Source organism: Aureimonas sp. AU4 (assembly GCF_001463765.1).
GTDB lineage: Bacteria > Pseudomonadota > Alphaproteobacteria > Rhizobiales > Rhizobiaceae > Aureimonas.
The window spans coordinates 56,192-79,138 of record NZ_BBWK01000001.1 but is presented as its reverse complement, the minus strand read 5'-3'; the positions used below and the strand labels follow the sequence as shown (position 1 = coordinate 79,138).

Below are 22,947 nucleotides of genomic sequence, written 5' to 3'. Positions count from 1 at the left end.
GGCGAGGGACAGCAGATGCCTGACGGCTTCTTCCAGCGCGGTCAGCCGATAACCCTGACGGCGCTTGCGGAGCTCTGCGGCGCCTCGATCGAGGGAGTGACGGGTGCTGGCGACGTTCTCATAGACGGCATCGGTGCTCTGGATATGGCGGGACCACGCGACATCGCGTTCCTAGCTGATGCAAATTACGTCGATCAACTCGCTGACACGCGCGCAGGTGCGGTGATCACCAGCGCGCGGCATCGCAAGTATGCCCGTTCATCGACGCCCTTGTTGATCGTGCGCCACCCATCGGTAGCGTTCGCGACCGTCGGCCGGGTTCTGTTCCCCGCCGCGTTGCGGCCGGGTCCGATGACATCATCAGGCATCTCGCCGCAAGCCTACGTGGCGCCCGACGCCCTGTTGGAAGACGACGTGACGGTTGAGCCGTTCGCGATGATCGCCTCCGGTGCCGCCATTGGGGCTGGCTCCGTCGTCGGTGTCGGTTCAGCGATCGGCCCGGGCTGCCAGATCGGTCGTGAGTGCCGGATCGGCCCGAACGTTTCGGTGCAATTCGCCCTGATCGGGAACCGCGTGATTCTCCATCCCGGAGTGCGCGTCGGCCAGGATGGTTTCGGCTATGCCGCCGATGCTACCGGCCTCACGAAAATTGTTCAAGTTGGCCGCGTCATCATCCAGGACGACGTGGAAATCGGTGCCAATTCGACGATCGATCGCGGAGCCGTGCGCGATACCGTCATCGGCGAGGGTACGAAGATCGACAACCAGGTCCAGGTTGGGCACAACGTTGTCATCGGCCGGTCGTGCATCATCGTAGGACAGGTCGGCATTGCCGGAAGCGTGACGATCGGCAACGGCGTCTCCATCGGCGGTCAGACGGGCTTCAAGGGACATGTCACCGTGGGCGACGGCGCCCAGATCGCAGCCGTCAGCGTGGTGGCGAGCGACGTTCCGGCGGGTGCCCGTTGGGGCGGTATGCCGGCGCGGCCGGTTCGGGAATGGATACGGGAGATGGCCACGCTGTCGGCCATCGCCAAAGATCGACAAGGGGCAGGACGTGACGACGGACATGGCAACGACGCTTGAGAGCGCCGACATCCAGAAGATCCTGGAGTTGCTGCCGCATCGCTATCCGTTTCTGATGGTCGATCGCATCACGGCAATCGATGCGGATCGCAGCGCCGTGGGACATAAGAACGTCACGGCAAACGAACCCCATTTTCAGGGCCACTTTCCGAACTATCCGGTCATGCCGGGCGTTCTCATCATCGAAGGCATGGCCCAGACGGCAGGCGCCATTTGCCAACTCGCGACCGGCGGCGACAACACATCGATCGTCTACTTCATGACGATCGATGCGGCGAAGTTCCGCAAGCCCGTCGTGCCGGGCGATCATCTCGAGTACCACGTCCAGCAGTCCAAAAAGCGGGGCAACATCTGGAGGTTCGACTGCGTCGGCGTGGTGGACGGTCAGCGGGTTGCCGAAGCGACCATCAGCGCGATGCTCGTGGCGGCCGGTGCGCGCTGACCGAATGAGCGGGACACGTATCCATCCCACGGCCATCATCGAGGCGGGTGCCGAGATCGGGGACGGGGCGCAGATTGGCCCTTTCTGCATCGTAGGACCTCAGGTTCGCCTGGGTCCGAACGCCATTCTCCGGTCCCATGTTGTTCTTCAAGGTCATACGACGATCGGCGAAGGGGTGCGTATCTTTCCTTTCGCGGCGATCGGCAACGATCCGCAGCACCTGAAATATCAGGGCGAGGAGACACGCCTCGTCATCGGGCGCAATTGCCTCATCCGCGAGCACGTCACGATGAACCCGGGAACGGTGCAGGGTCGTGCGGAGACGACGGTCGGAGACAATTGCTCGTTCTTCACCGGCGCCCATGTAGCGCATGATTGCCACCTCGGGTCGAACGTCACGCTCATCAACAATGTCATGCTGGCGGGTCATTGCACGGTCGGAGACTTCGCGACGATCGCGGGCGGGTCCGGCATCCATCAGTTTACGCGCATAGGCCATCATGCCTATATCGGTGGCTTGGCGGCTGTCGAAGGCGATGTCATCCCATTCGGCATGGTGCTGGGCAATCGCGCCTATCTGTCCGGTCTCAACGTCATCGGTATGAAGCGTGCAGGCTTCAACCGCGAGGCGATCCGAAACGTCCGGAAGGCCTACCGGATGCTCTTTTCCGATGACTCGACTTTCCGCGAGAATATCGAAGAGGTGGAGACCGAGTTCCCCAGCGATCCGCTTGTGCAAGATCTCCTTGGCTTCATTCGGGCAGGGGGCGACAGGGCGATCTGCTTCCCGCGCAGCGTTCGCCCTGGCTGACGCAAATCAGGACGATGGCGCTCTGATGGCGGATGGTCGCATAGCGATCTTGGCAGGCGGTGGCTTGCTTCCAAGGATCGTCGCCGAAAAGATTTCGGCTAAAGGAGTCTCGCCGCTCGTCGTACCGATCGCGGACGGAATGTCCGAAGGTTGGGCCGACTACGATCACCGTCACTTCCATTGGGCGCGGACTGGGGACGTCTTCAGTTTTCTTCGTGCGAACGGTGTGTCCCACGTCGTTTTTTGCGGCACGATCTCCATCAGGCCGGACTTCCGCTCGCTTCTGCCCAGCGTCCGCACACTGCTCATGCTCCCGGAAATCTTCCGCATCGTTCGCGGCGGCGATGACAGTTTGCTTCGAGCGGTTGGCGGAGCGTTCGAGCGTCGCGGCTTCAAAGTTGCATCGGTTCAATCCATCGTCCCCGAACTTCTCACGCCGATCGGCCCCGCTTCGCTTCGCAAGCCGACCGCAGACGAACTCGCGGCGACACAGCGAGCCCATGAGGCGGCTGTCCGGCTCGGCGAACTGGATGCCGGACAAGCGGCGGTGGCGTCTCCCGACAGGGTCATCGCGTTCGAAGGGATCGAGGGAACGCGTGAGATGCTCGAACGCGTCGCAGACCTGCGCTCGCGGGGACGCATAGGTCGCTCAGAACCTTGCGTACTCTTCAAGGCCTTCAAACCACAGCAGGACGAGCGCTTCGACCTGCCGAGCATCGGTACGGAAACAGTTCGCGAGGCTGCTGCGGCCGGATTATGCGGTATTGGATTGACCGCAGGACGGTCGCTCATCATCGGGCGAGAGGATGTCCTTTTCGCGCTCGACGAGCAGGGCCTCTTCTTGGTGGGTCTGGAAGACGGGAACCAGCCTTGAAGGTCGCTTTCGTGCTCGGCGAGGATTCGGCCGATCGCATCGGTGCCGACATTGCAATCGCGTTGCGAGAACGCCTCGGCGCGAACTTTCAACCGATCGGCCTGGGCGGTCGCGCCATGGCGGAATTGGGTCTTCGCAGTCTGTTCCCAATCGAGGAACTCTCGATCGTCGGTCTTGGCGCGATCGTCGCGCGCTTTCCTCAACTCTACGCTCGGTTGCGGCAGACCATACGATTTCTTCTGGCGGAGCGGCCGGACGTCATCGTGACAATCGACAGCTTCACCTTCACCAATCGCGTGGCACTCGGTGTCCGAAAGGCGTGGCCCGCGGCACGCATCATCAACGTCGTGCCGCCGGCGGTGTGGGCGTATCGGCCGCATCGAGCCGAAACTCTCGCACGGGCCGTCGATCACAGCATCAGCCTCTTCCCGTTCGAGCCGGAGGTGCTCGCGCAACACGGCGGACCCGCTGCGACTTACGTCGGCCATCCGCTCCTCTCCCATCCGGGGCTGCAGAGCATCATGCAACGCGACGGCGCAGTTGGAATGAAACCAGCGCAGCATCCGCCGCACCTCGTCGTCCTGCCGGGTTCTCGTCGCGGCGAAGTTCAGCGCCTCATGGGCGACTTCGGACGCACGGTCGAGCGATTGCACGACTTTCATCCGGATCTGCAGGTTTCACTGCCGGTCGTTCCGCGCGTTCGATCGGTACTGGAGCGGGAACTCGCAAGCTGGACGTTCAAGCCAACGATCACGACCACCGAGACGGAGAAATGGGAGATTTTCGCTCGGGCTGATGCTGCCCTGGCGGCATCTGGAACCGTGTCGCTGGAACTCGCCTTGGCCGGTGTCCCGATGGTGCTGGCCTACAGGCTCGATCCCATCAGCTATCTGCTCCGCCATCTCATCACAGGCTGGACCGCCGCACTGCCCAACTTCGCCGCCGGCCATCCGCTCGTTCCCGAGCACTTCCATGAGTTGATCCGCCCGGAGGCTCTCGCTCGGCGCCTCGACAGGCTTCTCACGGATACGCCGGAACGCCACGCGCAGCAGGCGGGATTTGCAGAAATCCGCCGCAACATGATCGTAGAGCGTCCCCCGGCCGACGCAGCAGTCGACATCATCCTGCGCGTCGCAAACGCATAAGGGGCGCCGCAAGGCGCCCCTTATGTTCATTCGCGTATCCCATCGCCCATCAGGCGCGTTGGTCGATCGCAAGATAGTCACGGCGCGGAGCACCCGTATAAAGCTGGCGGGGACGGCCGATGCGCTGCTGGGGGTCCTCGATCATCTCGTTCCACTGAGCGATCCAGCCGACCGTACGTGCGACGGCGAAGAGCACCGTGAACATCTCGGTCGGGAACCCGAGCGCCTTGAGTGTAATTCCCGAATAGAAGTCCACGTTCGGATAAAGCTTCTTCTCGATGAAGTAGTCGTCGTGGAGGGCAATATGCTCCAGTTCCATCGCGACTTCGAGCAGCGGATCGTCCTTGATGCCGAGTTCGTCGAGCACCTCGTGACAGGTTTGCTGCATGATCTTGGCGCGCGGGTCGTAGTTCTTGTAGACTCGATGACCGAAACCCATGAGGCGGAAGGGATCGTTCTTGTCTTTCGCCCGAGCAATGAACTCAGGGATGCGGTCCTTCGTGCCGATTTCCCCGAGCATGTTGAGAGCGGCCTCGTTGGCACCCCCATGGGCTGGGCCCCAAAGGCAGGCGATGCCGGCGGCGATGCAAGCGAAGGGATTGGCGCCCGACGATCCCGCAAGACGCACGGTAGAGGTCGAAGCGTTCTGCTCGTGGTCGGCATGGAGGATGAAGATCCGGTCCATCGCCTTCGCGAGCGTCGGGTTGATGTGATAAGGCTCGCACGGAACCGCGAAGCACATATGCAGGAAGTTTTCCGCGTAAGTCAGGTCGTTTCGCGGATAAACGAACGGCTGGCCGACGTGGTACTTGTAGGCCATCGCGGCCAGGGTCGGGGTCTTGGCGATCATGCGGATCGACGCCACCATCCGCTGGTGCGGATCGGTGATATCCGTCGAGTCATGATAGAAGGCGGACAGCGCGCCGACCGATCCGACCATGACCGCCATCGGATGGGCGTCGCGGCGGAACCCCGTATAGAAGCGCGACATCTGCTCGTGGACCATCGTATGCCGGGTCACGCGATAGACGAAGTCCTCCTTTTCGGAGGCCGTTGGCAGCTCACCGTAGAGCAGGAGATAACAGGTCTCCAGGAAGTCGCCGCGCTCGGCCAGCTGGTCGATCGAGTAGCCGCGATGGAGCAGCACGCCCTCGTCGCCGTCGATGTAGGTGATCTTGGACTCGCAGGATGCCGTCGACGTGAATCCCGGATCGTAGGTGAACAGACCGGTGTTTTTGTAGAGCGCCGCGATATCCACGACATCGGGACCGATCGTGCCGTGCCGGAGCTGCAGCTCCGCGTTCTTGTCGCCAAGGACGAACTTCGCAGATTCCGTCATCGATGTCCCTTTCCGGATATATGCGTGGACCTGACCGCCGGGAGGCGGGAGTCAGAGTGCCCAGCTCCTGCCCACGAAGCAGGCGGACGCCGAGCAAGTTTTGATCACGGAAGATGCTGCACCGCAATGCCCAAGCAATGGGGCTATCAGCGCAACTGATCATTCAAACGGGCCAGAGCCTCTTCGCGTCCCAACACCGCCAGCACGTCGAACACGCCCGGCGAGGTCGAACGCCCCGTTAACGCCGCGCGGAGCGGCTGCGCGACCTTGCCAAGCTTGAGACCCTTCTCCTCGGCATAGGCTGTCACCAAAATCTGCAGATCGTCCGCATTGAACGCTGTGTTTGCTTCCAGGCGGGGCATTACGTCAGCGAGAATGGCTCGACCGTCAGGGGACAGAATCGTCCGAGCCTTCTCATCCAGCACAATGGGTCTCTGCGCGAACAGGAAGGAGGCGCCATCGATGAGTTCGACGAGTGTCTTGGCTCGCTCCTTGAGGCCGGGCATGGCCGCTGTCAGCAAACGACGCGTGGTATCATCATCGGTAGCACGGAGAACGGAGCCGTTGGCGAACAGGTCGCGGTCGCGCAGAAGCATGTCCACGAGGTCCGCATCAGGCGTGGCGCGAATCCAATGGCCGTTGATCGCATCGAGCTTCGCGAAATCGAACCGGGCGGCACCCTTGTTGATGTCCGCAATCTCGAACCAGGAGATCATCTCGTCGGTCGTCATGATTTCGTCGTCGCCATGGCTCCAGCCGAGGCGGACGAGATAGTTGCGCAATGCAATCGGAAGGTAGCCGAGCGCCCGGTACGCCTCGACGCCTAGCGCCCCATGCCGCTTCGAAAGCTTTGCGCCGTCTGCCCCGTGGATGAGCGGAATGTGGGCCATAACCGGCACGGCCCAACCCATCGCCTGGTAGATGAGCGTCTGACGACCGGCATTGGTCAGGTGATCGTCGCCGCGAATGATGTGCGTGACGCCCATGTCGTGATCGTCCACGACGACGGCATGCATATAGGTAGGTGTACCGTCCGAGCGGAGCAGGACGAAGTCGTCGAGATCCTTGTTGGGAAAGCGCACGTCACCCTGGACTGCATCGCGCACGAGCGTCTCGCCCTCGAGCGGACTACGGATACGGATAACCGGCTTCACGCCGGCTGGCGCCTCGGACGGATCGCGGTCGCGCCAGCGGCCGTCATACCGTGGGGGACGCTTCTCCGCGATCGCGCGTTCCCGCATCTCCGTAAGCTCCTCGGGCGTCGCGAAGCAGAGATACGCTTTCCCTGAACGCAACATCTCTTCCGCGACCTCGCGGTGACGTGCGGCACGCTCGAACTGCGAGATAGGCGGTTCGTCCGCCTCGAGCCCAAGCCACTGCAACCCTTCGATGATGGCGTCGACGGCCGCCTCGGTCGAGCGTTCGCGGTCGGTATCCTCGATGCGCAGCAGCATGCGCCCGCCAGTGTGGCGGGCATAAAGCCAATTGAATAGCGCGGTTCGCGCTCCGCCGATGTGCAGATAGCCGGTGGGGGATGGCGCGAAGCGCGTGACGACAGGTGCAACCATAGGGCCTCGGTTGTGCAGCAGGCCACCATCGACGGTTTTGTCGGTGGATGACTTCATTCTCGGCCGCGGGGAGGCGACCCGTACGATGTGCGGGTGTGTAGCATAGGAGGGCTTGGGGGCAAGCGGAGCAAGGCGTGTCGGCAACTGAGATCGGATCGGAAGCGTCGAACGGGAGACGTCGTGCATGGCGCAGCGGCTGGAGCCGGCTCGCTTCGACCGTCGACCGATACGTCGAACGTGAACGTGCCTCGCGCTCTGGCTTCGCGCTCTGGCCCATTGCGATGGGGTTCGGCATTGCCTCCACCTATTCGGGAGCCGCAACCTTCCCAGTGCCGCTCATCGCGATAGCACTTGCAGTCCTTGTGAGCTTTCAGGCCGTCAATCGACGTCGAGGGTCCACCTCGGTTCTCGCCGTCGTTGCCGCTGGGTTTCTTCTAGGGCAGGCCGCCGCGAGAATCGAAGTCTGGAATACCGGGACGACGATCCTTTCCGGTGAGACAACGACACGCCTCGTTGGGCGAGTCCGTAGCCGCGAGGTCGATGAGCGCGGTCGCCAGAGATACGTGCTGGACGTCCTATCGACGGAACGGCCAACCCTATCCCGACCCCCGGAACGTGTGCGCATTCTGGTGTCGAGTAGGCATCGGCCATTGCCGATCGGTTCTCTCTACCGCGGCCTCGTCCGGCTGCGACCGCCGGCTGGGCCGGCTCACCCTGGCGGCCACGATTTCAGCTTCGCCCCCTTCTTCGACGGGCTGGGTGCCTATGGCTTCGCCTTGGGTTCTCCGGAGGAAACCAACGCCGGTGACCTCGATTTCGAGGACCGTATTGCGACCCTGCGCCTCGCAATGGGCGAACGCATACGGGGAGTCCTGACCGGGCCGGCCGGCGCCGTCGCTTCGGCGTTGATCACGGGAGAGCGAGCGGGCGTCCCGCAGGACATCGAAAACGATCTGCGAGCGACGAGCCTTGCTCATATCCTGTCGATATCGGGCTTCCACATGGCGCTTGTCGCAGGTTTCTGCATGGTGGCCGTGCGCAGCCTTCTCGCCTGTTTTCCTCGCATCGCCCTTCGCTGGCCTATCCGCAAGATCGCGGCTCTGTCCGCTCTGGCTGCGACGACATTCTACATGCTCCTCAGCGGCGACAACGCAGCGACGGAACGCTCGTTCATCATGATCCTGTTGATGCTCGGCGCCGTGCTCATCGATCGTCCCTCGCTTACACTGCGCAACGTCGCGCTAGCGGCGCTCATCGTGATGGCGAGATCGCCGCATGTCGTTCTGACGCCGACGTTCCAGATGTCTTTTGCGGCAACAGCGGCGCTTGTCGGCGCTTTCGGCGCCTATACCCGATGGCGTTCGGAGCGGGACCGTGCACGGGGCGCCGCGGAGCGGTCGTTTGCTCGCTCCGTGCTTCTTGCGCTGACGGCTGCGGCATTGTCGTCCCTGATCGCCGGCATGGCGACGGCGCCTTACGGCGTCTACCAATTTCAACGCATCGCGCCCTTCGGGCTGATCGCTAACGTCGTCGCAACGCCGATCTTCAGCTTTTGGGTGATGCCGCTTGCGCTCATCGCGGCACTGCTGATGCCCCTCGGGCTCGAACGATTGCCGCTCCTGGCCATGGGACAGGGGCTGGAACTCTCCTTCGCCGTCGCCCGCCATCTGGCTTCGTGGCTACCTGATCAGCCCACGGGGCGCATCAGCGGAACAAGCCTCGTGTGTTTCACCCTCGCCGTTCTGACGCTGTCGTTCATGGCGTCGCGCTTACGCTGGCTATGCCTGCCGCTGACCGTCGGCGGCCTTCTTCTGCTGCAACCCGGTCCAGAGCCTCAGGCTGTTCTCTTCGAAGACGGCCGGCAGTTGGCCCTTCTGAGCATGGATGGTCGCCTCACCTCGTTATCGGATCGTCCGAACCGCTTCGTGACCGAGCAGTGGCTTCGGGTCTATTCGCGCGTCGCCGATACCGAAAAGGCTTTCATCTGCTCGGACGGGGTCTGCCGCGCACGGTCGAGTTCGGGAGTTCGCATCAGTTGGACGGATGACTGGCGCCGATGGCCCGCTGTATGCACGGATGCGGATGTCGCAATCGTCGCCCGCGCCATTCGACAGTCGACCTGCCCTAATGGTGCCATACTGGCGACGCTGCGAACACCGCGTCCCTCCGGCAGTTTGGGTATCTACCGCTTGGGTGACCAAGTCGTCGTCCAGCCGTCGGTCGACGCCGAGAGGCAACCATGGAACGTCCACCGGAAAGCGCCTTGGCCCGAGTTCTGGCGCCGAGACACGAAGCCGAACGCTGAACCCGTGCAGTCTAGTGATAGCGTCGGATCAGCCCAACCAGCCGGCCCTGCACCTTGACCCGGCTCGCGCCAAGCTCCCGAGTCTCGTAGGCCGGGTTTGCAGCCTCCAACGCGATCATGTTCCCCTTCCGCCGGAAACGCTTCAGTGTCGCCTCTTCGTCGTCAACGAGCGCCACCACGATTTCTCCAGCCGAAGCGCTGTCGGTGCGCTGAATGAGAACCGTGTCACCGTCCAGGATGCCGGCTTCGATCATCGAATCGCCTTTCACCTCCAGCGCGTAATGCTCACCGAGCCCAACCATGTCTGCCGGCAGCGCGATGGAATGCGTGTTCTGCTGAATGGCGGAAATTGGAACGCCAGCGGCGATACGACCCATGACGGGGATCGACATCGACTCGTTCTCGGCAACGACGCTCCGACGCTCCGACATCTCCAAGGCATCCTGCCGAGACTTGCGGGCGGACGTCAGATCGACGACTTGCGCGGGCTTGGGGCTCAGACCAGAGTCCGGTGACTTGATCACTTCAAGCGCGCGGGCGCGGTTCGGTAAACGCCGGATGAAACCCCGCTCCTCAAGAGCGGTGATAAGGCGGTGTATGCCCGATTTCGACTTGAGGTCGAGCGCATCCTTCATTTCATCGAAGGAAGGCGGCACACCAACGGCCTGAAGACGCTCCTGGATGAAGACCAGCAGTTCATGCTGCTTTCGCGTGAGCATCTCGTGATTCCCGAACAAAACAAACCCTGAACAAACGGTATCTGTTCCGCATGTGTTCCGCAAGACGTCAGGCGAGCGGGAGAAACTCGCAGACATCGCCGGCGATCGCCGCTTCCGCATTCGAAGGTCGGACGAGAAGAGCATCAGCCTGGGCGAAGATGGAAAGAAGCGAGGAATCTTGGCGGGGCAGGGGCGTGACGATCCATCCGTCCTTCGAAGCATGCAAGCGGGCTCGCATGAACTCTGTTCGGTGATCGTTTGCCGGCAGATCCTGGGAAAGGCGACCGGTTTGCCGCTGTAACCCTCGGGCTTCGCCATGCATCGCGCGGATCAGAGGTGCGAGAAACAGCGTCGCCGTTACAAGGGAGGACGCGGGATTTCCAGGCAGACCGAGCACACGTGTCTCGCCTGTATGACCAGCCATCAGCGGCTTGCCGGGTCGCATCGCGACTTTCATGAAATCCAGCGAAACGCCTCGGTCCCGCAGGGCCGGAGCAATCAGATCCCGGTCGCCAACGGACGCACCGCCGATGGTGACGAGGATGTCGAGCCGTGTCGCCAGCGCGTCGTCCAGCGCTCGCGTCAAATCATCCATTCGATCGCCAACAAGGCCGAGGTCGAACACCTGCGCGCCGGCCTGCTCGGCGAGAACAGCGATGCCATAGATGTTGGACGCGACGATCTGATCGGGGCCGACCGGCCTACCTGGAAGCACGAGTTCATCGCCCGTCGAAAGGATGCCGACTCGAGGGCGGCGGCGCACGTTGACCATCGGATGACCCCCGCTCGCGACCAGTGCGATCGAGGCCGCGCCAAGTCGCGTGCCCGCCGGCACAAGCACGTCTCCCAAATGAAAGTCGTTACCGCGCGGGCGCACATGTCGTCCGGGCATTGTATGAATCAAGGACCGCACAGCGTCGCCGCTGCGGTCAACATCCTCCTGAATGACAACCGCGTCGGCACCATCCGGTATGGGTGCTCCGGTGAAGATGCGAACGCATTCGCCGCCACATAGCTTTCCGTGAAACCGGCATCCGGCGGCAGATTCTCCAACGAGCCGCAGCGCGCGCGTTGGAGTGACATCGGCCGCGCGTACGGCGTATCCATCCATGGCCGAGGAGGCGAAGTCCGGTTGCGTGCGCTGGGCGATGATGTCGGTCGCCGTCATGCGCCCCGCCAGACTCCGCAACTCGACAGTTTCGAATTCGCGAAGCGGCTCAACGTCCGACAGAACGGCCGCGATCGCCTCGTCGACGGACAGCATCAGACCGTCCAGTCGCCTGACCGGCCGCCGCTTTTCTCGACCACACGGACCGCCGTGACCGTCATGGTCCGATCGACAGCCTTCGCCATGTCATAGATCGTCAGCGCCGCGATGATGGCTGCCGTCAGCGCCTCCATCTCGACTCCAGTCTTACCGGAAAGGCGGACCTCCGAGTGGATGCGGATCCCCGGCAGCGCAGGCTCGAATTCGAAATCGACCGCGACCTTCTCGAGCATGAGCGGATGGCAAAGAGGGATAAGGTCGGACGTGCGCTTTGCAGCCATGATGCCGGCAACGCGCGCGACGGCCAAAACGTCACCCTTCTTGAGATTGCCGTCGCGGATCAGATCAAGTGTCTTGGCCTGCATGACGACAAGGGCCTCGGCTCGTGCGGAACGCGCGGTCTCGCTCTTCTCGCCAACGTCGACCATTGTGGCCGCTCCGGTCGCGTCGAGATGGGTTAGTCGCATTTCGGTCAAGCCAACGCTCCTTCGCCGCAAAGAAGCATGCGTGTTGCCCACTCGACGTCGTTGTGTCGCATCAGACTCTCGCCGACCAGGAAGCTGCGCATCCCGCAACGCTCCAGCCGGCGGCAGTCCGCGTTCGTAGCAACGCCGCTTTCTCCGACGAGAATACGATCGGCGGGAATGAGACTTGCCAGCCGTTCGCTGACGCTGAGGTCAGTCTCGAATGTTCGCAGATTTCGGTTGTTGACGCCGATCAGCGGTGACCGCAGCCGGAGTGCCCGTTCGGTCTCTGCCTCGTCATGCACCTCGACGAGCACGTCGAGTTCCCATTCCGCGGCTGCGGCTTCGAGTTCGTGAGCTAGTCCATCATCGACGGCCGCCATGATGATCAGGATCGCATCCGCACCCCAGGAGCGAGCCTCCGCCACCTGATAGACATCGAACAGGAAGTCCTTGCGCAGCGCGGGAAGCCGCGTGGCGTCGCGAGCCTCAGCCAGATAATCCGGCTGTCCTTGAAAGGAGGGTGCGTCCGTCAGCACGCTGAGGCATGCCGCACCGCCGCGCTCATAGGCCTCGGCCAGTTTCGCTGGCTCGAAGTCGGCGCGAATCAGCCCCTTGGACGGGCTCGCCTTCTTGATCTCGGCGATCAAACCAAAACGTCCGGCGTCGTGTTGTGCCCGCAATGCGCGCGTGAATCCGCGAACGGGACCGGCCTGACGCGCCCGCTCGTCGATCTCGCGCTGCGGGATACGGGCACGGGCGGCCGCAATCTCTCGCCGCTTATAGGTCTCGATATGGGCCAGGATGTCGGTCATCGCGGCATCTCCTTCAAAGCGCGCGAGACGTCGATCAGCCGCTCGAGCGCGGACCGCGCTCGGCCGTCGTCGATCGCGTCCCTCGCCATGAGCATACCCTCTGGCAATCCACTTGCACGGCCCGCGACCAGAAGCGCGCCGGCCGCATTCAGAAGAACGATGTCCCGATAGGCCCCCGGCGCACCATCGAGTACAGCGCGCAACGCCGCGGCATTGTGTGTGGCGTCGCCGCCGATGATGGTAGCGACAGGATGCCGTTCCAACCCCAAATCTTCCGGCGTGATCGACCGTTCCGTGATCGCCCCTTGATCGAGATGGGCCAAGCGCGTCGATCCGCAGACAGTCATCTCGTCGAGACCTTCTCCATGGGCGACGAGAGCATTCTCGGCGCCCAGGGCCTGGAGCGCCTCGGCCACGGGCCGGACCCATTCGGGGGCGTAGACGCCGACCAGAAGCCTGCGTACCGAGGCCGGGTTGGCCAATGGGCCGAGCATGTTGAAGATCGTTCGCGTGCCGAGCTCGACGCGGCTTGGGCCGACGAAGCGCATCGCCGCATGATGATTGGGTGCGAACATGAAGCCGATGCCGGCCTCGGCAATCACGCGTGAAATCGCATCTGCTGTCAGATCGACCTCGACGCCGAGCGCCTGGAGGACGTCTGCGGAACCCGATCGGGAAGAGAGTGCTCGATTGCCGTGCTTCGCGACCGTCACCCCGCAGCCTGCCACGACGAAAGCCGCACAGGTCGATACGTTCAGCGTGCCGGCATGGTCGCCGCCCGTACCCACGATGTCGATCGCGTCCGCGGGAGCGTGAACCTTGATCATGTTCGCGCGCATCACGTCGACCGCGCCCGCGATCTCGTGCACGGTCTCGCCACGCACCCGCAGCGCCATCAGAAGCCCCCCGATCTGCGTCGGGGTGGCCTCGCCTGACATCAGGATCGAGAACGCTGCACGCGCCTCGCCGCGGTCGAGGGCGTTGCCTTCCGCAACCTTGGAGAGAAGCGGCTTGAGACCTTGGTTCATCGCACGTTCGACCGAGCCTGCGCGATCGTCGCAGGATGAAGCTCAACCGGGATCTGGCGGCGAAGGGTCTCGACGTAGCCCTGCTGCAGATCGTTGCGCAACGTCGCCGAAAGCGAGTCACGCGTTTGCGCATTAACCTGAGCCGTCGGGTCAGCAACCGGCACGACCGCATCGACTTGGAGGACGATCGCATCGCCGGACGCGAGTGCCGGAGTTTGCGCGACGGTTCCTTGGGGCCCGGAGAACGCAGCCCGAGTACCGGCCTCTCCAAGAATGGCAGTTCCGCTCGTACGCGTCACCGCCGGAGCCGATTGCACGGTCAGCCCCTCGGCCGCCGCCACTGCCGCGAGCGTTTCGCCCTTCCGGACGCGTTCAGCCAAGGCCTCCGCACGCTCGACGAGGAGACGCTGCGCCTCGTCGGTCCGCCACGCGGCGACGACCCGATCGCGCACCTCATCGAGGCTGCGATCGCTCGAAGGCGTGACGTTGGAAACCGAGTAGAAGACGTAATTCGTGCCGCCGTAATTGATCGGCGTCGTTGTCGTGTTCGGCTCGGCCTGAAACGCAGAACGGAGGAACTGCGCCTGGTCCGGGATGCCGGAGACATCGCTACCGTCGGTGGCGCGTCCCTGCGCGTCGATAGCTTCGATCGTGCGCACGGTCAGACCGGCTTGGCTCGCCGCCTCCGCGAGCGGAGCGCCACTGCCGAGCGAATTGCTGATCGCATCGTAGGCGGCGGTCAGGCGCTCATTCGCAGCTCGTCGAGCGAGCTCCGTGCGAATCTCGTTGGCGACATCGGCGAGCGGCCGGGTTTCGGCGGGACGAATCTCCGTCACGCTCACAATCGTCGAACCGAACGGTCCATCGATGACCGCACTCGGCTTGTTGACGTCGGCAGCGAAGGCCGCGTCGGCCAGCGCGCCGGCGGGAAGCGCCGTCTTCGGCACCAGCCCGAGGTCTGTGACGTTCGCTCCGCGCGCCTGCGCGGCCTCGGTCAACGTCCGGCCCGCTGCGATGTCGGCATAAGCGGTATCGGCGGCCGCGCGGTCAGCAAACACGGCCTGCTGCACGAGGCGTCGTTCCGGCGTCGTGAAGCGCGCCTTATCCTTCTCATAGTCAGCGGCGACGTCGGCATCGCTGACTGACGTCGGATCGGCCATCGCGTCGGTCGATAGATCGACGAAGGCAATCGTCCTGTATTCCGGCGCACGGTAGGTTTCGAGATGCTCGGTGAAGTAGTCGTCGAGCTCATCGGCATTGGGCTCGGGGATCGTTTCGGGTGCCTGCGGTTGCAACTGCATGTAGGAGACATCTCGCCGCTCGCCGCCATAGGCGCCAAGGGCATCAACGAACACAGCCGGAACCGATGCGCCGGTCGAAACACTGTCGAGGAGTTGGCCCCGCTCGGCCTCGTTGCGCAATTCGGCGAGGTAGCTCGTCTCCGAGTACCCGGCGTTCGCAAGGACCGTGCGCATCTGCTGGCGCGAGAAATTGCCGACCTGATCCTGGAAGGCAGGCTGTTCCTGGATCAGGCGAACGAGTCCATCGTCGCCGACGCCCATTCCCAAGCGCCGCGCCTCCTCGCTGAGAACCGCTGTCGACGAGAGGATCGCTAGCGTCTGCTGGTCGACGCCGTAGATTTCCGCTTCCTCCGCGCTCGGGCGGCGACCGATCTGGTTCGCCAGCGTCTGGAGTCCCTGCTGGTAGGCGGTCTGGTATTGGGAGACCGAGACATGTGTCGATCCGGCCGTCAGCACATCGCGGCCGGCCCCGCGCGGACGTAGGAAATCTGCAATTCCCCAGCCGACGAAGCTGACGGCGAGGCCACCCAGAAAGAGCTTGGCCACCCAGCCGGAGGCGCCACGGCGCATCTGCTTCATCATCGGTCGCGTACTCCCGCGTCTGTGGAACGATCTTGAACGACGGCAATAGGCATTTCACCCGCTGAAGGAAAGCCTGACAGCAGCCGGGCGTGATTTGACTTCGCGTATCGGACTGCTAGCCAAGCCACCGATCGTCAGCGGAGGATGGGAATGGGTCGACGTCTCCTGATTGCAGGTAACTGGAAGATGAACGGCATGCGTGCGGAACTGGCGGAGATCGATGCGATTGCGGCCGCGGTCGCACGTGGGGAAGAGGGACCGGGCGAACTCCTTGTTTCGCCGCCGGCGACGCTTCTCTCCGCCGTGCGGGATCGCCTTCCAAACGAGGTCAGGGTCGCCGCGCAGACCTGTCATCACAACGCGAAAGGCGCGCATACCGGCGATCTGTCGGCCGAAATGCTTCGCGAGGCGGGTGCCGAATACGTGATACTTGGGCACTCGGAGCGACGGTCTGATCACCGGGAGAGTGACGATCACGTGCGAGCGTGTGCGCAGGCCGCCATCAGGGCGGATCTGCAGCCCATCATTTGCGTCGGTGAAAGCGAAGCGGAACGCGACGCCAAGGAGACGCTGACCGTCTTGGGCCGCCAACTCGACGGCTCCGTTCCAGACGAGGCGACGCCGGAAGCGCTCGTGATCGCGTACGAGCCCATCTGGGCGATAGGTACCGGCAAGACCCCGACCGCAGACGATGTGGCGGAAGTCCATGGTTTTCTGCGCAACCGCTTGGCGCTACGCTTCGGCCACGCCTTTGCCTCGCGCGTGCGCATTCTCTACGGTGGGTCGGTCAAGCCTTCCAATGCCGCAGAGTTCTTCGCTGTCGATGATGTGGACGGTGCGCTGATTGGTGGCGCAAGCCTCAAGGCGGAGGATTTTCTCGCCATCGCAAGGCTGGCTCGGGAGCGATGAGCGGGGGCGTCAAGCCCCGGGTTGGCGTTCCCGGAGCTGTCATGTAGAAGGCGCGCAACCTTTCCAGCGATTGCGCGTCCGTTCCATGCAAACTGTTCTGATCGTCGTCCACCTCCTGATCGTGCTCGCGCTCGTCGTGGTGGTCCTCCTGCAACGCTCGGAAGGCGGCGCCCTCGGCATGGGGGGTGGCGGTGGCGGCCTGATGACGGCGCGCGGCGCCGCCAACGTGCTAACGCGCACGACCGCGATCCTGGCGACACTGTTCTTCATCACGTCGATGGCGCTCGGCATCCTTGCGCGCTACGGCGGCAACAATCCGCTCGACATTCTGGACCGCATCCCGGCCCAGCAGGGTGGTGCCGCTCCGGCTGGAAGTCAGGGTAATCTGCTGGACCAGCTTGGCCCGCTGCCGGACGCGGCGCCTACGAGTCCGCAGGTTCCGACGGGCACGGGAAGCGCCGCGCCGACGACGGCTCCTGCTGCACCGGCTGCCGCTCCGGCCGCACCCGCACAGAGCAGCGGGGTACCGACCGGTGCGGCAGCGCTGAGCGCGCCGTCCACCGGGACCATTCCCGCGAACCCCGCGCCGGAAGCGCCGAACGCAACCGTCACGCCGACCGTTCCTCCGGTCGAGGCGCCGGCGGCAGGCACGACCACGCCGGCACCGACGAATCCCTAGACCTTTTCGTCACCCAAACGTCCACGACGGGGCGCCTCGGCGCCCCGTTTTCGTTCGCGGCCCGCTTTTTCGGCTGGCCGAATCCAGCCCAAGCGAGTATCGGGAAGGCCCATGGCGCGATACATCTTCATCACCGGCGGCGTGGTTTCCTCTCTTGGAAAAGGCATCGCCTCGGCGGCTCTCGGTGCGCTTCTGCAGGCGCGCGGCTACAGGGTCCGCCTGCGCAAGCTCGACCCCTACCTGAACGTCGATCCGGGCACGATGAGTCCGACGCAGCACGGCGAGGTCTTCGTGACCGACGACGGCGCTGAGACCGACCTCGACTTGGGCCACTACGAGCGCTTCACCGGTCGGTCCGCCAACCGGATGGACAACATCACGACCGGGCGGATCTATCAGGAGATCATCGCCAAGGAGCGTCGCGGCGATTACCTCGGCGCGACCGTCCAGGTCATCCCGCACGTCACGGACGCCATCAAGAGCTTCGTTCTGGAAGGCAACGAGGACTACGACTTCGTTCTGTGCGAGATCGGCGGAACGGCGGGTGACATCGAGGCGATGCCGTTCATGGAGGCGATCCGCCAGCTCGGCAACGACCTGCCCCGCGGCGGGGCGGTCTATATTCACCTGACGCTCATGCCCTACATCGCGTCGGCAGGCGAGCTGAAGACCAAGCCGACCCAGCACTCCGTCAAGGAGCTGCGCTCGATCGGCATCCAGCCCGACATCCTGTTGGTGCGCGCCGACCGCCCGATCCCGGAGAGCGAGCGGCGGAAGATGAGCCTCTTCTGCAACGTGCGCGAGACGGCCGTGATTCAGGCGCTGGATGTCGCGACGATCTACGACGTGCCGATTGCCTACCACAAGGAAGGGCTCGACACCGAGGTTCTGGCCGCCTTCGGCATCGACCCTGCGCCCAAGCCCAAGCTTGAACGTTGGCATCAGGTCGTCGATGCGGTGGCAAACCCGGAAGGCGAGGTCACGATCGCCGTCGTCGGCAAGTACACGGGCCTCAAGGACGCCTACAAGTCTTTGATGGAGGCGCTGCAGCATGGCGGCATCGCCAATCGCGTGCGCGTCAAGCTGGACTGGATCGAGTCCGAAGTCTTCGAAAAGGAAGACCCGACGCCGTATCTGGAGCGCGTCAACGGCATCCTGGTTCCAGGCGGCTTCGGCGAGCGTGGGTCGGAAGGGAAAATCCAGGCGGCGCGTTTCGCCCGTGAGCACAACGTTCCTTATTTCGGCATCTGCTTCGGTATGCAGATGGCCGTCATCGAGGCGGCGCGATCCCTTGCGGGCGTTCCACACGCCGGCTCGACCGAATTCGGTCCGACCGACGAGCCGGTGGTCGGCATCATGACGGAGTGGATGAAGGGTAACGAACTCGAGCAGCGCGCGGCCGAGGGCGACCTTGGCGGCACGATGCGACTCGGCTCCTACGATGCCAAGCTCGCTAGCGGTTCGCGTATCGCCGAGATTTACGGCGATACCGCCATCCGCGAGCGCCATCGCCATCGCTACGAGGTCAACCGCTCCTATCGCGACCGTCTGGAAGCGGCCGGCATGCGCTTCGCGGGCATGTCGCCCGATGGTCTCCTTCCGGAGACGGTCGAATTGCCGAACCATCCCTGGTTCATCGGCGTTCAATATCACCCGGAGCTCAAGTCGCGGCCCTTCGAGCCGCATCCGCTCTTCGCGTCCTTCATCGCCGCCGCCGTCGAGCGGTCGCGGTTGGTTTGAGCCCCATGATCGAACCTCGTTCCCGCATCACCCTGCGCGGCGTCGACTTCGCTCAGGATCGACCCTTCGCCTTGATCGCCGGCCCCTGCCAGATGGAAAGCCGCGATCATGCCATGATGATCGCCGAACGCATGAAGCGCATCACGAGCGATCTCGGCATCGGCTACGTCTTCAAGGCGAGTTTCGATAAGGCGAACCGCACCAGCATGAACGGCCGCCGGGGCATCGGCCTCGATAGCGCGTTGCCGGTTTTCGACGAGGTTCAACGTGAGTTCGACGTCGCGGTGCTGACGGACGTTCATACAGCCGAGCAGTGCGCGGAAGTGGGGGAGGTCTGCGACGTGTTGCAGATACCAGCCTTCCTTTGCCGTCAGACCGACCTCTTGGTCGCGGCGGCACGGACCGGACGGGTGGTGAATGTCAAGAAGGGCCAGTTCCTGGCGCCGTGGGACATGCGAAACGTCCTCGGCAAGTTGCTCGACTCGGGCAACGATACGATCCTCCTGACGGAACGCGGCGCCTCGTTCGGTTACAATACGCTCGTCTCCGACTTCCGAGCGCTTCCGATCATGGCCGAGACCGGCGCGCCGATCGTCTTTGACGCCACCCATTCCGTCCAGCAACCGGGCGGGCAGGGCGGCTCCTCGGGCGGCGAGCGCCGTTTCGTCGAGACACTGTCACGCGCCGCCGTAGCAGTGGGCGTGGCCGGCCTCTTCGTCGAGACGCATGAAGATCCGGACAACGCGCCGTCGGACGGACCGAACATGGTACCGCTCGATGCCATGCCGGCGCTTCTCGAACGGCTGCAGGCGCTGGACGCTGTGGCCAAGGGCTTCTAACCGCCCGGGCGGCCGTCAGGCCCTCGCGCGAAACCTCCAAACGGGTGAGACACCATGACAGCGATCATCGACATCATCGGCCGCGAGATTCTCGACAGCCGGGGTAATCCAACGGTCGAGGTCGATGTCGTACTCGAAGACGGATCGATGGGCCGCGCGGCCGTTCCCTCCGGCGCGTCGACCGGTGCGCACGAGGCTGTCGAGCTGCGCGACAAGGACGAGCGTTACGGCGGCAAGGGCGTCCAGCAGGCGGTCCAGGCCGTCAACAACGACATCCTCGAGGCCGTGGTCGGCTTCGAGGCCGAGAACCAGATCCGCATCGACGCGGTGATGCGCTCGCTCGACGGGACCGCGAACAAGAGCCGTCTTGGTGCCAACGCCATTCTCGGCGTATCGCTGGCGGTCGCGAAGGCTGCGGCGGAATCGGCTGGTCTTCCCCTCTACCGCTATGTCGGCGGCGCGGGCGCGCACCTCCTCCCGGTCCCGATGATGAACATCATCAATGGCGGTGCACATGCCGACAATCCGATCGACTTCCAGGAATTCATGATCATGCCGGTCGGCGCGGAGACCTTTGCCGAAGGTCTGCGCATGGGTGCCGAAATCTTCCATACGCTCAAGAAGGCGCTCAAGGACGCCGGGCTCAACACCAATGTCGGAGATGAGGGCGGCTTCGCTCCCAACCTCGGCTCGGCACGCGAGGGACTGGACTTCGTCATGCGCTCGATCGAGCGCGCCGGTTACAAGCCTGGCGAAGACATCTATCTCGCGCTCGACTGCGCTTCGACCGAGTTCTTCAAGAACGGCGTCTATGATCTCGAAGGCGAGCAGCGGAAGCTTTCGGCCGACGAGATGGCCGGGTATCTCGCCGAGCTCGCCGGCGCCTACCCGATCATCTCGATCGAGGACGGCATGGCCGAGGACGACTGGGCCGGCTGGAAGAGCCTGACCGATCGCATCGGTTCGACCACTCAGCTCGTTGGCGACGACCTCTTCGTCACTAACTCGCAGCGCCTGCGCGAGGGCATTCAGAAGGGTGTCGCGAACTCGATCCTCGTGAAGGTCAACCAGATCGGAACTTTGACCGAGACGCTGGATGCGGTGAGCGTGGCGAACCGGGCCGGCTACACCGCCGTCATGTCGCATCGCTCGGGCGAGACCGAGGACTCCACGATCGCCGATCTCGCGGTCGCGACCAACTGCGGGCAGATCAAGACCGGGTCGCTCGCGCGCTCCGACCGGCTTGCGAAATACAATCAGCTGCTGCGCATCGAAGAGGAACTCGGCGACCAGGCGGTGTACGCGGGTCGCTCAATCCTGCGCGGGCGCTGACGTCGTCACGAGCTCGATGTCGACGGGGCGCCCTGGCGCCCCGTTTTCGTTCCGAGCAGCGCAAACATAGCGCCCTGAGGCCATTACGGCCTTAACGCTTCACTCACGATGTTTTGGGATGATCGATGCATGAGCCTTCCGACCCAGACACGTCAGTATCGCCGCTCGCCCTTACGGCTGCTCGTGGTTCCGGCCATCACTCTGCCTTGCCTCGGCTATTTCGTCACGCATTCGGAGAGCGGTCGCTATGGTACGGAGGCAGGCGTTCAACTCCGTGCGGAACTTGCGGCGAAACAGGCGACACTGGACGGCCTTCTCGACCAGCGCACGGGCATTGAGAAGCGAGTGGAACTGCTGAGCGACGGCACCCTTGAGCGCGACATGATCGATGAACGCGCACGTCGCACGCTTAATACCGCCAACACCGATGAGATCGTCATCCTCTTCGGCCAAAAAGAGTAACTGAATTTCGGTTATATGTGCGTCAATTTGCGAGGCTTGACCGATAAGCGGTTCATGCCGAGCATTCGCTTGTTGCTTGGGTGCGTGACCTGATAGTGTCGTCTTCACTGTCCGCCCTGCGGACGCGAGAAGACGGATCCGTCATGGCCGCCAGCAAGCCGAAGACCAGTCCCAAAGTTGCGACGGAGAAGGCACGCGCCGCCGGCGCGATCGTCGATACGCTCCGCGCTCTCGAGCCGCCTCCGCCCGTCGAGTTCAGTCGGGACGAAGAACTCCGTGCCTATCGCGACATGCTCCTGATTCGTCGCTTCGAGGAAAAGGCTGGCCAACTTTACGGTATGGGCTTCATCGGTGGCTTCTGCCACCTCTACATCGGCCAGGAGGCCGTGGTCATCGGCATGCAAATGGCGATGAAGGAAGGTGACGAGGTCATCACCGGTTATCGCGACCATGGTCACATGCTCGCGACCGGAATGGAATCGCGCGGCGTCATGGCCGAGCTCACGGGTCGCCGCTCCGGCTACTCGAAGGGCAAGGGCGGCTCTATGCACATGTTCTCGAAGGAGAAGCATTTCTACGGTGGACACGGCATTGTCGGCGCCCAGGTCTCGCTCGGTACCGGGCTCGCCTTCGCCAACCGCTACAAGGGCAACGACGCCGTCTCGATCACCTACTTCGGCGATGGGGCCGCAAACCAGGGCCAAGTCTACGAGAGCTTCAACATGGCCTCGCTGTGGAAGCTCCCGGTCATCTACGTGATAGAGAACAACCGGTACGCAATGGGAACGGCCGTCAATCGCGCGTCGGCCGAGACGAATTTCGCCCACCGCGGCATTTCCTTCAAGATTCCAGGCATTCAAGTCGACGGCATGGACGTGCGCGCCGTGAAGGCGGCTGGCGACATGGCGTTGGAGCATTGCCGCTCGGGCGAGGGCCCGATCATCCTCGAGATGCTCACCTATCGCTATCGCGGCCACTCCATGTCGGATCCCGCGAAATATCGCACGCGCGACGAGGTTCAGAAGATGCGGTCGGAATCTGACCCGATCGAGCAGGTCCGTGCCCGTCTCGTTGGCGCCCACGCCATGAACGAGGACGAGTTGAAGGCCGTCGACAAGGAGGTCCGCGAGATCGTGGCCGATGCGGCGGAGTTCGCACAGAACGATCCCGAGCCCGACGTGTCGGAATTGTGGACCGACATCTATGCCGACGACATCCCGCAGGCTGCGGAGTAAGGGCG

The 22,947-nt window shown here is 63.6% G+C and carries 21 protein-coding genes; 13 read left to right on the top strand and 8 right to left on the bottom strand.

All coding sequences use genetic code 11. The features are described 5' to 3' along the window. Window positions 1–15: 15 nt before the first annotated feature. Genes lpxD through AUL35_RS00360 form a run of 5 tightly spaced genes read left to right on the top strand, consistent with a single transcriptional unit; the run spans window position 16 to window position 4,358 of the window. The gene (lpxD, locus tag AUL35_RS00380) at window positions 16–1,086 is read left to right on the top strand and encodes a UDP-3-O-(3-hydroxymyristoyl)glucosamine N-acyltransferase (protein ID WP_062010912.1); all 1,071 of its coding nucleotides are present in this window, start codon (window positions 16–18) and stop codon (window positions 1,084–1,086) included. Further along, window positions 1,070–1,528 carry a 3-hydroxyacyl-ACP dehydratase FabZ gene (gene fabZ / locus AUL35_RS00375; RefSeq protein ID WP_062010910.1) on the top strand — a complete coding sequence of 153 codons (459 nt, stop codon included), beginning with the start codon at window positions 1,070–1,072 and terminating at the stop codon, window positions 1,526–1,528. Before lpxD ends, fabZ begins: the two co-directional genes overlap by 17 nt. Before the next feature lie 4 nt (window positions 1,529–1,532). Continuing rightward, window positions 1,533–2,339, top strand: coding sequence for an acyl-ACP--UDP-N-acetylglucosamine O-acyltransferase (gene lpxA / locus AUL35_RS00370; RefSeq protein WP_062010909.1), 807 nt, complete (start codon window positions 1,533–1,535; stop codon window positions 2,337–2,339). A gap of 25 nt (window positions 2,340–2,364) precedes the next feature. Next, window positions 2,365–3,213, top strand: coding sequence for an LpxI family protein (locus AUL35_RS00365; RefSeq protein WP_062010907.1), 849 nt, complete (start codon window positions 2,365–2,367; stop codon window positions 3,211–3,213). Beyond that, a complete protein-coding gene (locus tag AUL35_RS00360; RefSeq protein ID WP_062010905.1) occupies window positions 3,210–4,358 on the top strand; it encodes a lipid-A-disaccharide synthase in 1,149 nt (382 codons plus the stop codon). Before AUL35_RS00365 ends, AUL35_RS00360 begins: the two co-directional genes overlap by 4 nt. Before the next feature lie 49 nt (window positions 4,359–4,407). Here the strand turns inward: AUL35_RS00360 and gltA are convergent, their stop codons facing one another. Both gltA and gltX read right to left on the bottom strand, forming a co-directional pair. Further along, window positions 4,408–5,697, bottom strand: a complete 1,290-nt coding sequence (gene gltA, locus AUL35_RS00355; RefSeq protein WP_062010903.1) for a citrate synthase — start codon at window positions 5,695–5,697, stop codon at window positions 4,408–4,410. 146 nt (window positions 5,698–5,843) lie between these two features. Then, window positions 5,844–7,265 carry a glutamate--tRNA ligase gene (gltX, locus tag AUL35_RS00350; protein WP_062010901.1) on the bottom strand — a complete coding sequence of 474 codons (1,422 nt, stop codon included), beginning with the start codon at window positions 7,263–7,265 and terminating at the stop codon, window positions 5,844–5,846. 281 nt (window positions 7,266–7,546) lie between these two features. Between gltX and AUL35_RS00345 the strand changes: the two genes are divergently transcribed. Next, a complete protein-coding gene (locus AUL35_RS00345) occupies window positions 7,547–9,628 on the top strand; it encodes a ComEC/Rec2 family competence protein (RefSeq protein WP_082665985.1) in 2,082 nt (693 codons plus the stop codon). Here AUL35_RS00345 and lexA read toward each other — a convergent pair. From lexA to AUL35_RS00315, 6 genes are all read right to left on the bottom strand, one after another. Further along, entirely contained in the window at window positions 9,582–10,289 is a 708-nt protein-coding gene (gene lexA, locus AUL35_RS00340) for a transcriptional repressor LexA (protein ID WP_062010897.1), read from the bottom strand. The genes AUL35_RS00345 and lexA overlap by 47 nt on opposite strands. A gap of 67 nt (window positions 10,290–10,356) precedes the next feature. Continuing rightward, a complete protein-coding gene (gene glp / locus AUL35_RS00335; RefSeq protein WP_082665984.1) occupies window positions 10,357–11,553 on the bottom strand; it encodes a gephyrin-like molybdotransferase Glp in 1,197 nt (398 codons plus the stop codon). Further along, window positions 11,553–12,023, bottom strand: coding sequence for a cyclic pyranopterin monophosphate synthase MoaC (gene moaC, locus AUL35_RS00330; RefSeq protein WP_082665983.1), 471 nt, complete (start codon window positions 12,021–12,023; stop codon window positions 11,553–11,555). The genes glp and moaC overlap by 1 nt, the downstream gene beginning before the upstream one ends. A 5-nt stretch (window positions 12,024–12,028) precedes the next feature. After that, window positions 12,029–12,835, bottom strand: a complete 807-nt coding sequence (gene trpC / locus AUL35_RS00325) for an indole-3-glycerol phosphate synthase TrpC (protein ID WP_062010891.1) — start codon at window positions 12,833–12,835, stop codon at window positions 12,029–12,031. Next, window positions 12,832–13,863 carry an anthranilate phosphoribosyltransferase gene (trpD, locus tag AUL35_RS00320; protein WP_062010889.1) on the bottom strand — a complete coding sequence of 344 codons (1,032 nt, stop codon included), beginning with the start codon at window positions 13,861–13,863 and terminating at the stop codon, window positions 12,832–12,834. The genes trpC and trpD overlap by 4 nt, the downstream gene beginning before the upstream one ends. Further along, window positions 13,860–15,746, bottom strand: a complete 1,887-nt coding sequence (locus tag AUL35_RS00315) for a peptidyl-prolyl cis-trans isomerase (RefSeq protein ID WP_062010887.1) — start codon at window positions 15,744–15,746, stop codon at window positions 13,860–13,862. The genes trpD and AUL35_RS00315 overlap by 4 nt, the downstream gene beginning before the upstream one ends. A 150-nt stretch (window positions 15,747–15,896) precedes the next feature. Here AUL35_RS00315 and tpiA point away from each other — a divergent pair, with 150 nt between their 5' ends. From tpiA to pdhA, 7 genes are all read left to right on the top strand, one after another. Next, entirely contained in the window at window positions 15,897–16,655 is a 759-nt protein-coding gene (gene tpiA / locus AUL35_RS00310; RefSeq protein WP_374754470.1) for a triose-phosphate isomerase, read from the top strand. Window positions 16,656–16,740: 85 nt separating this feature from the next. After that, the gene (gene secG / locus AUL35_RS00305) at window positions 16,741–17,334 is read left to right on the top strand and encodes a preprotein translocase subunit SecG (protein ID WP_062010883.1); all 594 of its coding nucleotides are present in this window, start codon (window positions 16,741–16,743) and stop codon (window positions 17,332–17,334) included. A 111-nt stretch (window positions 17,335–17,445) separates the two neighbouring features. Next, window positions 17,446–19,074 carry a CTP synthase gene (locus tag AUL35_RS00300; protein ID WP_062010881.1) on the top strand — a complete coding sequence of 543 codons (1,629 nt, stop codon included), beginning with the start codon at window positions 17,446–17,448 and terminating at the stop codon, window positions 19,072–19,074. A 5-nt stretch (window positions 19,075–19,079) separates the two neighbouring features. Further along, entirely contained in the window at window positions 19,080–19,913 is an 834-nt protein-coding gene (gene kdsA / locus AUL35_RS00295; protein ID WP_062010879.1) for a 3-deoxy-8-phosphooctulonate synthase, read from the top strand. A 54-nt stretch (window positions 19,914–19,967) separates the two neighbouring features. Next, window positions 19,968–21,245 (top strand): phosphopyruvate hydratase, encoded by a 1,278-nt coding sequence (gene eno, locus AUL35_RS00290; protein WP_062010877.1) that lies wholly within the window; start codon window positions 19,968–19,970, stop codon window positions 21,243–21,245. 129 nt (window positions 21,246–21,374) lie between these two features. Continuing rightward, on the top strand, window positions 21,375–21,707 hold the full coding sequence (locus tag AUL35_RS00285) for a septum formation initiator family protein (protein ID WP_062010876.1): 333 nt from the start codon (window positions 21,375–21,377) through the stop codon (window positions 21,705–21,707). Between the two features lie 143 nt (window positions 21,708–21,850). Further along, on the top strand, window positions 21,851–22,942 hold the full coding sequence (gene pdhA, locus AUL35_RS00280) for a pyruvate dehydrogenase (acetyl-transferring) E1 component subunit alpha (RefSeq protein ID WP_082665981.1): 1,092 nt from the start codon (window positions 21,851–21,853) through the stop codon (window positions 22,940–22,942). Window positions 22,943–22,947: the final 5 nt, after the last annotated feature.